The sequence below is a fragment of the Bradyrhizobium sp. NBAIM18 genome (assembly GCF_020193825.1).
GTDB classification, from domain to species: Bacteria; Pseudomonadota; Alphaproteobacteria; order Rhizobiales; family Xanthobacteraceae; genus Bradyrhizobium; species Bradyrhizobium yuanmingense.
The window spans coordinates 15,980-30,681 of sequence record NZ_JADYVO010000008.1 but is presented as its reverse complement, the minus strand read 5'-3'; the positions used below and the strand labels follow the sequence as shown (position 1 = coordinate 30,681).

The window sequence follows — 14,702 nt, the reverse complement described above, 5'->3', positions numbered from 1 at the left end:
TAGATGTTTCGGGCGATACATCCATGAGCAACGACGTCCATCCGGTCGACGAGGTCCTGCCGGTCCCGCGCCTGCTCGCGCTCGGGCTCCAGCACGTGCTGGTGATGTATGCCGGCGCGGTCGCGGTCCCCCTCATCATCGGCCGCGCGCTGAAGCTGCCGCCGGAGGACGTCGCCTTCCTGATCAGCGCCGACCTGTTCGCCTGCGGACTTGTGACGCTGGTCCAGTGCCTCGGCTTCCCCGGCGTCGGCATCCGCCTGCCCGTGATGATGGGCGTGACCTTTGCTTCGGTCGGCCCGATGCTGTCGATGGCAGCTTCACCGGAAATCGGCCTGCTCGGCATCTACGGCTCCGTGATCGCCGCCGGCCTGTTCGGCATCGTCGTTGCGCCGTTCGTCAGCCGGCTGCTGCCGCTGTTTCCTCCCGTCGTCACCGGCACCATCATTCTCATCATCGGCATCTCCCTGATGCGCGTCGGCATCAACTGGGCCGGCGGCGGCCTACCGACGTTGACGAAGGTGGTCGACGGCGTTCCCGGCAGCTTTCCCAATCCAGCCTATGGGCAATTGCAGGGGCTCGGCATCTCGCTGTTCGTGCTGCTCGTCATCCTCGGCCTGATCAAATGGGGCAGCGGGTTTCTCGCCAACGTGGCCGTGCTGCTCGGCATCATCGCCGGCGCGGTGCTCGCGAGCATTCTGGGCGTGATGCATTTCGACAAGGTCGCCGCCGCCTCCTGGGGCGCACTCGTGCTTCCCTTCCGCTTCGGCATGCCGCAATTCCACCTGGTGCCTGTCATCACCATGTGCATCGTCATGATCGTGGTGATGATCGAATCGCTCGGTATGTTCCTGGCGCTCGGCGAGATCACCGGCAAGGCCGTCGACCGCGAAGCCCTGAGCCGCGGCTTGCGCGCCGACGGGCTCGGCACGCTGCTCGGCGGCATCTTCAACACGTTTCCCTATACCTCGTTTTCGCAGAACGTCGGCCTCGTCTCGGTCACGGCCGTGCGCTCGCGCTGGGTGACGGTGACGGGCGGGTGCATCCTGCTCGTGCTCGGGCTGTTGCCGAAGCTCGCCGCGCTGGTGGAGGCGGTGCCGCTGGTCGTGCTCGGCGGCGCCGGCCTCGTGATGTTCGGCATGGTGGCGGCCACCGGCGCACGCATCCTGGCCGCGGTCGATTTCCGCAACAACCGCTACAATCTCTTCATTGTCGCGATCTCGATCGGCTTTGGATTGATCCCGCTCGTTGCTCCCGGTTTTTTCCGCAATCTGCCGCACGATCTGCATCCGCTGCTGGAGTCCGGCATCCTGCTCTGCGCGGTCGTGTCGGTGCTGCTCAATGCCTTCTTCAACGGGTTGAGCGGTGGCGCTGCCGCGGAGGCCGACGCGGCGTCAGCCGCCGCATCGGCGCAACATGTTTAGCTGCCGCGATAGGTCGAGTAACTCCAGGGCGTGACCAGCAGCGGCACGTGGTAATGGCTTTCCGGCTCGCTGATCGCAAAGCGCAGCGGGATCTCGTCGAGGAACGGCGGATCGGACAGCGGCACGTTGCGCGCGGCGTAATATTTCGCGACGCTGAAGCGCAGCTCGTAGCGGCCGATCGGCAGCGGACGGCCGCCGATCAGCGGCTGGTCGGTGCGGCCATCGGCATTGGTCACGGTGCGCGCGATGACGCGGTTCTCGCCAAGGCTCGCGAGCTCCACGAGCTCGATCGGGATGCTAGGTGCGGGCTTGCCGATCTGGTTGTCCAGCACATGGGTCGAGAGCCGGCCGTGCACCTTCAGCCTGTCGTCGGCGGCGACCAGCTGGTCGAGCCGCAGCGCCGAGATCCGGCCGATCTCCTCGATCGCACGCCTTATCTCGGTCTTGGCGATGTTGAGCAGCCGCGCCTCGAAGTCGCGCAGCACGGAATCCTTGGTGTGACGGCGCACACAGACGATGTAGGGGAAGCCGAACTTGTCGCGGTAGGCGTTGTTGGCCCGCTCGAACGCGGAATATTCGGCATCCGACAGCCGGTCGAGCCCGGCGCTGTTCTGCTCGTCGGTCGATTCCGCGGTGAGGCCCGCGGCGCGCTGCGTCTTGTTGGCGAGATCGGGATGCGCCCGGATCAGCGCCAGCTGCACGTCGGGCTCGGCACTCTGGATCGCGGCCATCAGCGCGGCGTGCAGCTCGTTGATACCGGCGAACGGCCGCTTTGCCGCGAGCTGCTCGGCGATCCACGGCGAATATTCGACGACGTTGGCGAGCGCCGCGACGAAGTCGGCCGTGCTTGCAGCGTTGAGATCGGCGAGCGAGACTTTCGACATCATCTCACCCGATCTCGAATGCGTCGGCGGCAAGATGGGCGTGCTTCTCGTGCCAGTGCTGCGCGATCTGCAACCGGGTCGGCACCCAGACGCGCTCATGCTTGCCGATATAGTCGAGGAAGCGGATCAGGCCCGCTGCGCGGCCCGGCCGGCCGGCGAGGCGGCAATGCAGGCCGACCGACATCATCTTCGGCGCGGTTTCGCCCTCCGCGTAGAGCACGTCGAAGGCGTCCTTCAGATAGGTGTAGAACTGCTCGCCCTCGGCAAACCCTTGCGGGTTGATGAACCGCATGTCGTTGGCATCGAGCGTATAGGGAATGATGAGCTGCTTGCCATTTGCGCCCTTAACCCAATAGGGCAGATCGTCGGCATAGGAGTCGCAGAGATAGAGGAAGCCGCCCTCCTCCATCAACAGACGGTTGGTGTTGATCGAGGAGCGCCCGGTGTACCAGCCGAGCGGACGTGCGCCGGTCGCCTCGGTATGCACGCGGATGGCCTCGGCGATCTCGGCGCGCTCCTGCGCCTCGGTCATGTCCTTGTGCTCGATCCATTTCAGACTGTGGCTCGCGATATCCCAGCCCGCCTCCTTCATCGCAGCGACAATCTCGGGATTGCGCTTGAGCGCGGTGGCGACGCCGAACACCGTGGTCGGCCAGTTCCGCTCGTTGAACATCCGCCACAGCCGCCAGAAGCCGGCGCGCGAGCCATATTCGAACATGGATTCGATGTTGGCGTGGCGCTGGCCGGGCCAGGGCTGCGCGCCGAGCACGTCGGACAGGAAGGCTTCCGAGGCGCGGTCGCCGTGCAGGATGTTGTTCTCGCCACCCTCCTCGAAATTGACGACGAACTGCACCGCGACCCGCGCGTCACCAGGCCATTGCGGATGCGGCGGGTTGCGGCCGTAGCCACGGAGATCGCGCGGGTAGCGGGGCTCGGTCACTCAGATTTCCTCGAAGCGGATCGGCAGCGCGCCCTTCCACAGCACGCTCTTGCCCAGCGTTGCGAGGTTCTCCAGGCCCGAGGTCAGCGTGATGAAATGGTTGCCGGCGAGCTGGCCCATCTTGCTCGCGAAGTGCACGCCGCCATAGGCCAGCAGGATCTCGGTTTCGCTGATGCCGCCGGGATAGAGGATGATCTGGCCGGGGGCGGGATAGCTGGTGTGGTTCTCGTAGCCGACGCCAAAGTCGAGGTCGCCGAGCGGCATCCACACGCCCTCGCCGCTCCAGCGCACATGGATGATGTGGCTTTCGAACGGCAGCGCCTTGCGGAAGGCGGCGACAGTCTTGGGCGCCGCCTGCTCCTCGAAACGGGCATCGAAGGTGAAATCGCCGGCGCGGATAACGAGTTTGCTCATCTCATCTCTCTGGATCGGGGGCGATGCGCCCCGCGGGGAACTTTCAGCAAAAAGCACTCCCGACCGTTTCGCGCAAGTGGCGGAGGCTCTCGTATGAGTTGGGCACGCCACCCGGCCTGCCCGATCGCCTGAAAGCTCGTTGCCATTGAACCGGATTGCAGGAGGTGAGTCCACCGGCAGAATTGCCGGGCAAAGGGGCGCCGGCGCGGATGCGCTGCGTCCGGGGCACGAGAGCTGAGCGTGGTGCTGCGTTCGGAACGACGAAGGTGAGGCGATGGTGCCTTCTCCAAGTAACACTGTCATTCCCCGCGAAGGCGGGGAATCCAGTACACCGCGGCCTCTCGATTCAATCACTGGCGTCTCGGCGTACTGGATCGCCCGCCTTCGCGGGCGATGACACCGAATGTGTGGACGAAGACGTGCGTACTCGGCCTCGCGGCTGCTTCGCCCGAGCTTTGCTTGATCTCGCCGCCCTCATATGCACGAGGGCGCAGGGAAGGCCGGGTGCCGGCGGCACCCGCGGTCCGCTGCGCTAGAGCACACGCAGGAAGAACCGCACAGCAGCATACAGGTGAAGCCCAACACACGGCCTTCCCTGCGCGATGGTCGGACGGCTTATGCCGCGCTCTCCCGGGAGCCGAGTTCCCTCTGGCCTCCCTCACTCCCGCGAAAGTCGCCGGCACCGCGCCGGTTGACGCGAGGGCCGCATTCGCCAGAGCTTGACCGTAGCAACGACGGCCAGGACCACACGGTTTTGCCGTACGCGCGGTTCGTTGGCGCCGCAGGGTTCGACGGCGTTGTGCACGTTGCCATCGAAATGCCGGCGCGACGAACCTGACAGCGCCGCTCGTCCGTACGAAGCCTCGGGCTCACGGAGAGCAATCCGCCCTGCCCCTGGCATCCGTACACGACGCTGCCGCGTCCACCGCAAGCCCGGCTCGCGACAATGACGACCTCATGATCGCCCCTCGAGATTGAGCCGGGATGGGCGACACATACGCCCTTTCCGAATTTCGGTAAAGCGGAATATTTTCGCGCGAGCGGGTTGACAGCGCCGCGACACACCTCGGTCCCGTAGCCTGGATGGAGCGCCAGCGTAATCCGGGACAGCGCAAGATGCCGAGCGCGCAGCCCCGGATTACGCTTTCGCTCCATCCGGGCTACGAGAGACGAGATTGAGCTCGTCGAGACCTGGAGCGCTCAGTACGGTGCGTAACGATAGCCCGGATCGTAGTAGTAGCCGGAACCGCCGTAGTAACCAGGGCCGCCGTAGTAACGCGGGCCATAGCCATAATAATAGCGGTTTTCATAATATTCGCGGCGGCGGCTCTCGGCGATCGCGCCTCCGATCAGACCTGCGGCCATGCCCATGAAGGCGAGACCCGCGGCATTCGGCCCGCGTCGATGATAATGGCGACGCCGGTGTGCGCTGAAATCGGTGACGTCGGAGGCAGCCTGGCCGGCAACGGCCGCCTTGACAGCCGACTTGGCGGCCGGGCTCCCGGCCGACGCCGCTGCAGACGGGGATGCGGAAGCCGCAATCAGGGCGAGGCCTGCGAGCGCGACCACGATCGTATTGCGGCCGGCTGCGGAAATCACGGGTCCAACACTCATGTTCGAATTTCCTCTGTTCTCGCCCAAAGAAACATAAGCAAACGATCTATAATCCGCAAACCACTGAAATAGTTTCATGATCGCGGCGATCTGCCACGCTTTGAACGATTGTAAATCCCGAACCATCCGACCCACCTTGAACCAGCCAACCTGAGCGGCTAATGAACAGCCGCGCCGTTTTCGGCCGCCGTAAGCGTTTTACGTGAACCAACGCATCAACCGACGCCGTCGGGATCGATGCCATTTTAGGGTTCAACGTGATCGACGCGTCCTTTTCCTAGAGAAACCAGATGATTGCGGTTCGCAAACTGCCGGCGCGCTATGCGCCGATCGTGACGCCATTCGTGCTGTCCATCCTCATGACGGCGGTGGTATCGGTCATTTCGACGCTGCGAAGCCTGGGGGCAACGCCGGCGTTCCTGGCGGCCTGGCCGGGCGCCTGGGGACTGTCCTGGCTCGTCGCCTTCCCGACCCTGCTCCTGGTGCTGCCGCTGGTCCGCCGGATCGTGGCCTGGCTCGTCGCAGCACCACCCGGCCGGTAACCGCGCCTACGACAGCGCCCCCAGCACGCCTCTCGTCGCCTTGTCGATTTCCTCGACATAGCGGCGGCGGGCGAAGCTCTCGGTGAGGAAGCCGACCACCTTGCGGCTGTCGGTGGAATCGACCACCGCCAGCATCTCCGCCTCGGCTTCGTCGAACACCGCCATCGCCGACTTCACGTTCATTTCCGGGATCAGCACAATGTCGATCAGGCGGGCGAGCTCGATCACCTGGATGTCGTCGGCGATGGTGTCGAGGTCGCTGGAGAACAAATCGGGCAGCAGGACGAGGCCGATATATTCGTCAGCATTGTTGACGATGACGATTCCCGGCCGCGAGCCGAGCGCGAACTCGCGGCGCGCGGCGGCGATCGTCGTGGTCGAGGGCACCTTGCCGACGTCCGAGCGCATCAGGCGCTCGACCGTGAGATTGCGCAGCCAGCCGACGTCGTTGGCGCTGCGGATGGTCTCGCCGCGCAGATGCAGGCGCCAGGTCGAGAAGGAATGGCCGAACATGAAGCGCACGCAGATCGAGGTCACGATGCAGCCGGCCAGCACCACGGCGGTGACGTCGACGTTACGTGTCATCTCGAGCACGAGGAACGACATCGTGAGCGGGCCGCCGACGATGGCGACGCCGAGCGTCGCCATGCCGGTCAACATCGCCACCAGCGGATCGATCGCGAAGTTCGGGCTGATGAGCAGCAGCACCGCGGCAAAGAACTTTCCGATCAGGCTGCCGACGAACAGCGAGGCGAAGAACAGGCCGCCGCGAAAGCCGGAGGCGAGCGAGATCAGGCAGGCCGTCACCTTCAAGGCGATGATCAGCGCGATCAGGCCGATCGTCATGTCGTGGAAGAGATCGAGCACCATGGCGCCATGGCCGGCCGCGAGAACCTGCGGCGTGATGATGGCGAACCCGCCGACGATGAGCCCGCCGATCACAGGACGCAGCCAGACCGGCATCCAGGCGAACAGCCGCTCGAACATCGGCGAGGAGCGCATCACGGCGATGCCGACGCCGCTGGTGATGAGGGCGAGCCCGATCAGTGCCAGATATTGCTCGACGCCGACGGCGCTGACCTTGGGTATCTCCAGCGAGTATGGCGCGCCGCCCAGCCATTGCGCGGTCAAGGCGCCCGCGAGGGAGGCGGCGAGGATCGGCGCGGCACTGCCTACGGCATAGACGCCGACGATCAGCTCGCAGGCATAGAAGGCGCCGGTGATTGGCGCGCCGAACGCCGCGGCGATCGCCGCCGCGGCCCCGCAGCCGACCATCAGGCGCAGATCGTTGCGGCGGAGATTGAAGAATTTGCCGATCAACGAGGCGATGCCCGAACCGATCTGGGTGTAGCCCGCCTCGAGGCCGACGGAGGCGCCGCAGCCGTTCGAGATCAGGGTCTGGCCTGCGACCACCCCGCTGTCGCGCATCGACAGATTGCCGCCCCGCAGCGCGTTTGCCTCGATCGGATCGACCGCGTTCGATATCTTCATGCGCCGCCGCGACCATTCCATGATTCCGAGCACCAGCCCGCCGAGCGCAGGCGCGATCAGTGCCGCCCATGGGCTGACGCTCGCGTGGGCCGACAGGTGGACGTCAATGGGAATGCCGTAGATCACGACATGCGCGATCTGCGCGATGTGGGCCATCAGCGTCACGACCGCGCCCGCGAGCGTGCCGATCACGAGCGCCAGAGGGATCAGGTAGAACTCGTTGCTGCGCAGCAGGGCGCGCAGCCGAACCATGGTGCGGTTCGTCTTCTTGCGATCCACGAGATGTTTGATCCGCACTAACACCGTCTGGCCCGCCCTACCCTTCCGACAGGCCGTAGCCGGCCATTCGCTGACGGACCCGCTCGATCTCCTCGCTCAGGAGCAGCGGCGGTTGTCCGATCTGCAGACAGCCGTGATATTGCCGCGCCAGCGTCTCGACCTCGACCGCCAGCCACATCGCCTTGTCCAGGGTCTTGCCGATCGCGATCATGCCGTGATGATCGAGCAGGCAGGCGAGCCGGCCCTCCAGCGCCCGCACGGCGTGCTCGGACAGCTCCGCCGTTCCGAACGTCGCGTAGGGCGCGCAGCGGATGCTGTCGCCGCCCGCCGCCGCGATCATGTAATGCACGGGCGGGATCTCCATGCCCATGATCGCCAGGATGGTGCAATAGGTCGGATGGGCGTGCACGACGGCGTTGACGTCGGGCCGCGACTTCAGGATGTCGCGATGAAACCGCCATTCGCTCGACGGCTTCTGGTCGGGCGCGTGCGAGCCGTCCATGGCCATGAAGACGATCTGGTCCGGACGCATGGCCTCATAGGGCACGCTGGTCGGCGTGACCAGGAGGCCGTCCACATGCCGGACGCTGATATTGCCCGATGTGCCCTGGTTGATGCCGAGCGCGTTCATGCGCCGGCAGGCGTCGATAATGGCCTGTCTCTTGCCGAGCTCGTCCGCTGTCATCGACATGTCGATTTCCTGTCGAGGGCTTGTTGGACCGAGTTACGTCAAAGCAACATGACAGTGCAAGCGAAAGCGTCCCGGATCCCGTGACACTCCGGCCGAACGGGATAGCGACAGGTTAACAGATTGTCGCAGCTACTGGGGCAGGCCGATCCGGACCGACCCGTTGATGCCGAACTGCACGGAATAGGCGGCGAGCAGCATGCCGAGGACGCGCGAGAGCCATAACAAAAGTTAAGGCTGCTGCGGAGGCAATGAGATCGAACGGTGCAATCGCAAAGCAACCATTCCCGACGATTGCCGTTTCACTGTGCATCGATACACGAACAGAAGCAGCCGAAGCAATTGCACGAGCCCCGTTCCAGAATTGATCCGCACGATCCCGTTGCCTGCAGCCGTTGGGCACTCCGATTAGGGACAAACGTCAGAGAGCTCAAGGCGGCGATTCATCAATTCGGCAGCGCAGCGGATGCCGTGGCGTACGGCCTTCAGCAGTGGCGGCGTAGCGCCTCGCGCGGGCAGTGGCAGGGGCGCAGCGGCGCACCGCAGATCGGCATTCTCTCCGATTCCATGGTCGCGCGCGGCGAACAGCTCGCCGCCGTTTCGATGGTCTGCGTCAATGCGATCGGCCTCGTCGCCGGCGCCGTGCCGCGGATTCTGCCCGCGGCGCCGGAGGCTGACATCGACGCCTATCTGGACAGGCTCGACGGCCTCTTCGTCGGCGGCGGACAGACCAACGTCCATCCGTCCCGCTATGGACAAACGGTCGACGAGAAGCGTGACGGCCCGTTCGACGAATTCCGCGACGAGGTCGCGCTGCGCCTGATCCCGCGGGCGCTGGCGCGGGGCATCCCCGCTCTGTTCATCTGTCGCGGCTTCCAGGAGCTGAACGTCGCTTTCGGCGGCACGCTGGCGAAAGAGCCAGACGATTTGCCCGAGGAGCAACGCCATGGCGCGCCCGACGCGGACAACGAGGATGCCCGCTATCGGCTGCGGCAGAAGGTGGCCTTGCGCAAGGGCGGCGTCCTGCAGCAGATCTGCGGCGCGGATTCGATTCTAGTGAATTCGCTGCACAGCTTCCTGATCGCCGATCTCGCACCGGGTCTCGTCGCGGAGGCCGTCGCTGACGACGGCTCGATCGAGGCCGTCAGCGTCGAGGGCGCCAGCGATTTTGCGCTCGGCACGCTTTTCCATCCCGATTATTGGGCGAGCTCCGACCACGCCTCGGCGCGCATTCTGGCGGCTTTTGGAGACGCGGTTCGCCGCCACGCCAAGGCACAAGGGGCGGCGTAGGCGATGCACCGCTACCGCTTCGGCATCGAGGAGGAATATTTTCTGGTCAACCGCCAGTCCGCGGCGCCGCGATCCGAGCTGCCCAAGCCCTACATGGCCGCGGCGCAAAAGCGGCTCGGCGAGCGGCTGACCACCGAGATCCTGCAATCGCAGATCGAGGTGGCGACCCCGCCGCTGACGTCTTCGACCGATGCGCTGGCCGAGCTCGCGCATTATCGCGCGGTGCTCACCGAGGTCGGCAAGGACCACGGCGTCGGCATCATCGCGGCCGGCACACACCCGCTGGCGCAGCCGCAGCAGCAGCGCATGACGCGCAAGCGTCGCTACAGCAAGGTCATCAGCGATCTCGGGATGGTTGGCCTCGGCAACCCGATCAGCGGACTGCACGTCCATGTCGAGGTCCCCGAGCCCGATTTGCGCGTCGAGATCATGCACCGCCTGGTGCCGTTCCTGCCGCTGCTGCTGGCGCTCTCGACCTCCTCGCCGTTCTGGTGCGGCTACCCGACGGGATTGCTGGGCTACCGCAATGCCGCCAACGATGCCCTGCCCAGGACCGGCTTTCCCGAGATGTTTCGGAACCTTTCCGAATACGAGACCTACGTGAAGACCTTGGTCGATGCCGGCATCATCACCAACGCCACCTATGTCTGGTGGGCGTTGCGGCCCTCGCTGCAGCATCCGACTCTCGAGCTGCGCATCACCGATTGCTGCACGGCGATCGCGGATTCGGTGGCGATCGCGGCGCTGTTCCGCGCGCTGGTCCGCCACGCCGTCCACCATCCCGAGCTGAACGCCACCTATTCGGCCGTGCACCGCGCGCTGGTGGAGGAGAATCGCTGGCGCGCCCAGCGCTACGGAACCGACGGCACCTATATCGACCTGGTCTCGTTCGAGCCGGTCTCGTTCAGAAGCTGGCTCGATTCGGTGATCGCCATGGTGGCACCTCACGTCGACCATCTCGGCATCGAAGACGACATCCAGCATCTGAAGTCGATCCCCAAGCGCGGCACGTCGGCCCACCTTCAGCTCGAATATTTTCGCGGCTTGCGCAAGTTCGGCCACTCGCCGCGGGACGCAATCAGCGACGTGACGAAATGGCTGCGGACTTCCACCGAAGCCGGAGACTTCACCGCCCGGGGCAGCGAGCCGAAAGCGCAAGCGGTGCGGCAACCGCTGACCGACCTGGTCTGACGTCGCCGGCTGCGGTCGCATGGAACGAGGTTTCGACCGCCGACTTAGCTCAGCGTGATAGCAATGGACAATCGTGGAGACCAATCATGAGCGACAGCGGCATTAGCATGCTCCTGGGCCACGCCTCGGCCCAGATGCTTTGGCTCTGGTTCATCGGCGCGTTCGTGCTCGGCGGGGCGCTCGTTTACGGCGTGATGAAGGCGGGCAACTTGCGCCGTAGCGAGCGGGCGCAGCTCGATCGCAACACCGAGGCACGGCAGCGCCAGGAAGATCCCTACAAGCGCCCGACCTGAGCCTTCGCCGGTTGCAGTTTGGAACTTTCGTTCATGGCGCGGCTTTGATCGCCTGAGGATTGAGGAGGGCGAGGCCTTCCCGTGTTACCTCATGAGGAGGACGTATGGCTAAACGAGCGAAGAAACGCACGACAAAGAAGACCGCGGCGCGCCGGCCGCGTCAGGCGCCGAAGATGCTCAGCGACCTATTTCTGGAGACGCTGAAGGACATCTATTTCGCCGAGAACAAGATCATCAAGACCCTGCCCAAGATGGCCAAGGCCGCGAATTCCAAGGAGCTTACGGCCGCCTTCAACAAGCATTTGCGTGAGACCCAGGGCCAGGTCAAACGGCTCGACCAGATCTTCAAGATGCTGGGCAAGCCGGCACGCGGCAAGCCCTGCGAGGCCATCAACGGCATTGCCGACGAGGGCGCCGAGATCATGAAGGAGTTCAAGGGCGCGCCGGCGCTCGATGCCGGACTGCTCGCGGCAGCGCAGGCAGTCGAGCACTACGAGATCTCCCGCTACGGCACGCTGCGCACCTGGGCCGAAGAGCTCGGCATGCAGGACGCCGCAAGGCTGCTCCAGGAGACGCTGGACGAGGAAGAGGCGACCGATCAGACGCTGACCGAGCTCGCCACCTCCGTGATCAACCTCGAAGCGGAACAAGAGTACCGCGCGGCGGCCTGAGCCCGCGCCCTGCCAATGAACGGAACGTCGCGGCCGCATGCCGCGGCGTTCGCTTGCCTTGATCGCACGGCGGCGCATGGCACGTGCGCGCCACCGTACTGGATTTCCTTGGAACCGGCCCCATATGCAGGCTTTCCCACCCCCAGAGCCCGCATCATGCAACCCAAAAATCCCCTCGACTGGATGCTGTCCGAAGCCCTGGACTCGCTGACCCGCGCCGATCGGCTGCGCCAGCAGTTCGGCCGCCAGGAAGCCTGCTGGGAGCCGCCGATCGACGTGCTCGAGACCGAGCGTGAGCTCCTGATCCTGGTCGCGCTTCCCGGCGTCAATCCCGACAATGTCGAGACCGTCATCCATGACGGCGTGCTCGTCATCTCGGGTCAGCGCACCCTCCCGCCGGAGCTTCGCAACGCCCGCATCCATCGGCTCGAGCTGCCGCAAGGGCGTTTTGAGCGCCGCATTGCATTGCCCCTCGGCCGTTACGCCATCAGCCGCTTCGTGATGGACGGCTGCGTCGCACTGCGCCTCGCGAAATCCTGAGGTCGATCATGGCCACCGAACAGATGAACAACGAACAAAGCAATAACGACGTGAAGATCCCCGACGATGCGCTGATCATCGTCCCCGTGCGCGAGATGGTGCTGTTTCCCGGCGCGATCGCGCCGATCACGATCGGCCGGGCGAAGTCCATTGCCGCCGCGCAGCAGGCGCTGCGCGAGCAGCGGCCGATCGGCATCGTCCTGCAGCGCAGCCCCGAGACCAATGACCCCGGGCCGGACGACCTCTATAGAGTCGCGACCATCGCCAACATCGTGCGCTACATCACCGCGCCCGATGGCACCCACCACATCGTCTGCCAGGGCGTGCAGCGCGCGCGCATCCTCGACTTCCTGCCGGGGACGCCGTTCCCGGCCGCGCGCTTCCAGCAGATCCCCGAGCCGGCCACGACCTCGCCCGAGATCGAGGCTCGCGCGCTGAATCTGCAGCGCCAGGCCATCGAGGCAATCGAGCTGCTGCCGCAGGCACCGCCCGAGCTCGCCGCGATGTTCCAGGGCACCAGCGCGCCCGGCGCGCTGGCGGATCTGGCAACCTCGTTCATGGACATCAAGCCGCAGGACAAGCAGGAGGTGCTGGAGACCATCGACCTCGCTCTTCGCGTGGAGAAGGTGTCGAAGCATCTGGCCGAGCGGCTGGAGGTGCTGCGCATCAGCAACGAAATCGGCCAGCAGACCAAGGCCTCCTTCGACGAGCGGCAGCGCGAGGCGATCCTGCGCGAGCAGATGGCGACCATCCAGCGCCAGCTGGGCGAAGGCGACGGCAAGCAGGCCGAGGTCGCCGAGCTGACGGCTGCGATCGCCAAGGCCAACATGCCGCCGGAGGCGGAAGCGCATGCCAAGAAGGAGCTGCGCCGCTACGAGCGCATGCCGGAGGCCGCCGGCGAGGCCGGCATGGTCCGCACCTATCTGGACTGGCTGATCGAGCTGCCCTGGGCGCTGCCCGAGGAGAAGCCGATCGACATCAAGGAGGCGCGCGCCATCCTGGATGCCGATCATTTCGGCCTGGAGAAGATCAAGAGCCGCATCATCGAATATCTGGCGGTGCGCAAGCTCGCCCCGCAGGGCAAGGCGCCGATCCTGTGCTTCGTCGGCCCGCCCGGCGTCGGCAAGACCTCGCTCGGCCAATCCATCGCGCGCGCGATGGATCGTCCCTTCGTGCGCGTCAGCTTGGGCGGCGTGCATGACGAGGCCGAGATCCGCGGTCACCGCCGCACCTATATCGGTGCGCTGCCCGGCAACATCATCCAGGGCATCAAGAAGGCGGGCGCGAGGAACTGCGTCATGATGCTGGACGAGATCGACAAGATGGGCCGCGGCGTGCAGGGCGATCCGTCGGCGGCCATGCTGGAGGTGCTCGACCCCGAGCAGAACGGGACGTTCCGGGACAATTACCTCGGCGTGCCCTTCGACCTGTCGCGCGTCGTGTTCATTGCGACCGCCAACATGCTCGACCAGATTCCGGGTCCGCTGCTGGACCGCATGGAGCTGATCAGCCTCGCCGGCTACACCGAGGACGAGAAGCTGGAGATCGCGCGGCGCTATCTGGTACGGCGGCAGCTGGAGGCCAACGGCCTCTCGGCCGAGCAGGCCGAGATCGAGCCGGAGGCCTTGAAGCTGATCGTCAAGGGCTACACCCGCGAAGCGGGCGTGCGTAACCTCGAGCGCGAGATCGGCAAGGTGCTCCGGCATGCCGCGGTGCAGGTCGCCGAAGGCACGGCCGCGAAGGTCGTGGTGACGGCAAAGGACATCGCCACCGTGCTCGGCCAGCCGCGCTTCGAGGGCGAGATCGCCTTGCGCACCAGCGTTCCGGGCGTTGCCACCGGCCTTGCCTGGACGCCGGTCGGCGGCGACATCCTGTTCATCGAAGCCACGCGCGTGCCCGGCAAGGGCGGGCTGATCCTGACCGGCCAGCTCGGCGACGTCATGCGCGAGAGCGTGCAGGCTGCGCTGACGCTGGTGAAGAGCCGGGCCTCTCAGCTCGGCATCGATCCGCAAGCGTTCGAGAAGAGCGACATCCACGTTCACGTCCCCGCGGGCGCAACCCCGAAGGACGGGCCGAGCGCGGGCGTTGCGATGTTCACGGCGCTGACCTCCCTGCTCACCAACCGCACGGTGAGGAGTGACACCGCGATGACCGGCGAGATCTCGCTGCGCGGCCTGGTGCTGCCGGTCGGCGGCATCAAGGAGAAGGTGGTGGCTGCGGCTGCTGCCGGCCTGAAGCGGGTGATGCTGCCAGCGCGCAACAAGCGGGACTATGACGACATCCCGAAGAGCGCGCGGGACACCCTCGAGTTCATCTGGCTGGAGCGCGTCGACGAAGCCATCGCCGCGGCGCTCGAGCCGGCTGAAGCCAAGGAAGCGGCGGAGTGAAGGCGATGAAGAAACTGCTGGAAAGAGCGAAGCGGTCGCGGAAGACGCAGCGGCTGC

Annotated in this window: 14 protein-coding genes; 8 read left to right on the top strand and 6 right to left on the bottom strand. The window is 65.6% G+C overall.

The features are described from left to right. The first annotated feature begins 23 nt into the window (after nt 1-23). Nucleotides 24-1,421 carry a nucleobase:cation symporter-2 family protein gene (locus I6F17_RS19225; RefSeq protein ID WP_225125467.1) on the top strand — a complete coding sequence of 466 codons (1,398 nt, stop codon included), beginning with the start codon at nt 24-26 and terminating at the stop codon, nt 1,419-1,421. On the opposite strand, the gene uraD is transcribed toward I6F17_RS19225, so the two are convergent. The 4 genes from uraD to I6F17_RS19205 form a co-directional block, all read right to left on the bottom strand. Further along, nucleotides 1,418-2,305 carry a 2-oxo-4-hydroxy-4-carboxy-5-ureidoimidazoline decarboxylase gene (gene uraD, locus I6F17_RS19220; protein WP_225125714.1) on the bottom strand — a complete coding sequence of 296 codons (888 nt, stop codon included), beginning with the start codon at nt 2,303-2,305 and terminating at the stop codon, nt 1,418-1,420. The two genes, I6F17_RS19225 and uraD, sit on opposite strands and share 4 nt — an antisense overlap. A 4-nt stretch (nt 2,306-2,309) precedes the next feature. Next, nucleotides 2,310-3,245 (bottom strand): allantoinase PuuE, encoded by a 936-nt coding sequence (gene puuE, locus I6F17_RS19215; protein ID WP_036045264.1) that lies wholly within the window; start codon nt 3,243-3,245, stop codon nt 2,310-2,312. Then, nucleotides 3,246-3,659 (bottom strand): DUF3830 family protein, encoded by a 414-nt coding sequence (locus I6F17_RS19210; protein ID WP_197949796.1) that lies wholly within the window; start codon nt 3,657-3,659, stop codon nt 3,246-3,248. It lies immediately after the preceding gene. Between the two features lie 1,200 nt (nt 3,660-4,859). Further along, the gene (locus I6F17_RS19205) at nt 4,860-5,273 is read right to left on the bottom strand and encodes a hypothetical protein (protein WP_225125457.1); all 414 of its coding nucleotides are present in this window, start codon (nt 5,271-5,273) and stop codon (nt 4,860-4,862) included. A 290-nt stretch (nt 5,274-5,563) separates the two neighbouring features. On the opposite strand from I6F17_RS19205, the gene I6F17_RS19200 reads away from it, so the two are divergent. Beyond that, entirely contained in the window at nt 5,564-5,815 is a 252-nt protein-coding gene (locus I6F17_RS19200) for a DUF2798 domain-containing protein (protein WP_225125455.1), read from the top strand. A gap of 6 nt (nt 5,816-5,821) precedes the next feature. On the opposite strand, the gene I6F17_RS19195 is transcribed toward I6F17_RS19200, so the two are convergent. Next, the gene (locus tag I6F17_RS19195; RefSeq protein WP_057026746.1) at nt 5,822-7,609 is read right to left on the bottom strand and encodes a chloride channel protein; all 1,788 of its coding nucleotides are present in this window, start codon (nt 7,607-7,609) and stop codon (nt 5,822-5,824) included. A 13-nt stretch (nt 7,610-7,622) separates the two neighbouring features. Then, nucleotides 7,623-8,276, bottom strand: a complete 654-nt coding sequence (locus I6F17_RS19190; protein ID WP_225125452.1) for an L-fuculose-phosphate aldolase — start codon at nt 8,274-8,276, stop codon at nt 7,623-7,625. A 468-nt stretch (nt 8,277-8,744) separates the two neighbouring features. Between I6F17_RS19190 and I6F17_RS19185 the strand changes: the two genes are divergently transcribed. The 6 genes from I6F17_RS19185 to lon all read left to right on the top strand — a co-directional run bounded on the left by I6F17_RS19185 (nt 8,745) and on the right by lon (nt 14,645). Further along, nucleotides 8,745-9,563, top strand: coding sequence for a gamma-glutamyl-gamma-aminobutyrate hydrolase family protein (locus tag I6F17_RS19185; RefSeq protein WP_346657012.1), 819 nt, complete (start codon nt 8,745-8,747; stop codon nt 9,561-9,563). A 3-nt stretch (nt 9,564-9,566) separates the two neighbouring features. Next, on the top strand, nt 9,567-10,754 hold the full coding sequence (locus tag I6F17_RS19180) for a carboxylate-amine ligase (protein ID WP_225125448.1): 1,188 nt from the start codon (nt 9,567-9,569) through the stop codon (nt 10,752-10,754). 86 nt (nt 10,755-10,840) lie between these two features. Beyond that, nucleotides 10,841-11,047: a hypothetical protein gene (locus I6F17_RS19175; RefSeq protein WP_036007833.1), complete on the top strand. Its 207-nt coding sequence runs from the start codon at nt 10,841-10,843 to the stop codon at nt 11,045-11,047. A gap of 104 nt (nt 11,048-11,151) precedes the next feature. Then, nucleotides 11,152-11,718 carry a ferritin-like domain-containing protein gene (locus tag I6F17_RS19170; RefSeq protein ID WP_036042072.1) on the top strand — a complete coding sequence of 189 codons (567 nt, stop codon included), beginning with the start codon at nt 11,152-11,154 and terminating at the stop codon, nt 11,716-11,718. A 156-nt stretch (nt 11,719-11,874) separates the two neighbouring features. After that, entirely contained in the window at nt 11,875-12,258 is a 384-nt protein-coding gene (locus I6F17_RS19165; RefSeq protein WP_024342525.1) for an Hsp20/alpha crystallin family protein, read from the top strand. 8 nt (nt 12,259-12,266) lie between these two features. Further along, on the top strand, nt 12,267-14,645 hold the full coding sequence (gene lon / locus I6F17_RS19160; RefSeq protein WP_225125438.1) for an endopeptidase La: 2,379 nt from the start codon (nt 12,267-12,269) through the stop codon (nt 14,643-14,645). Nucleotides 14,646-14,702: the final 57 nt, after the last annotated feature.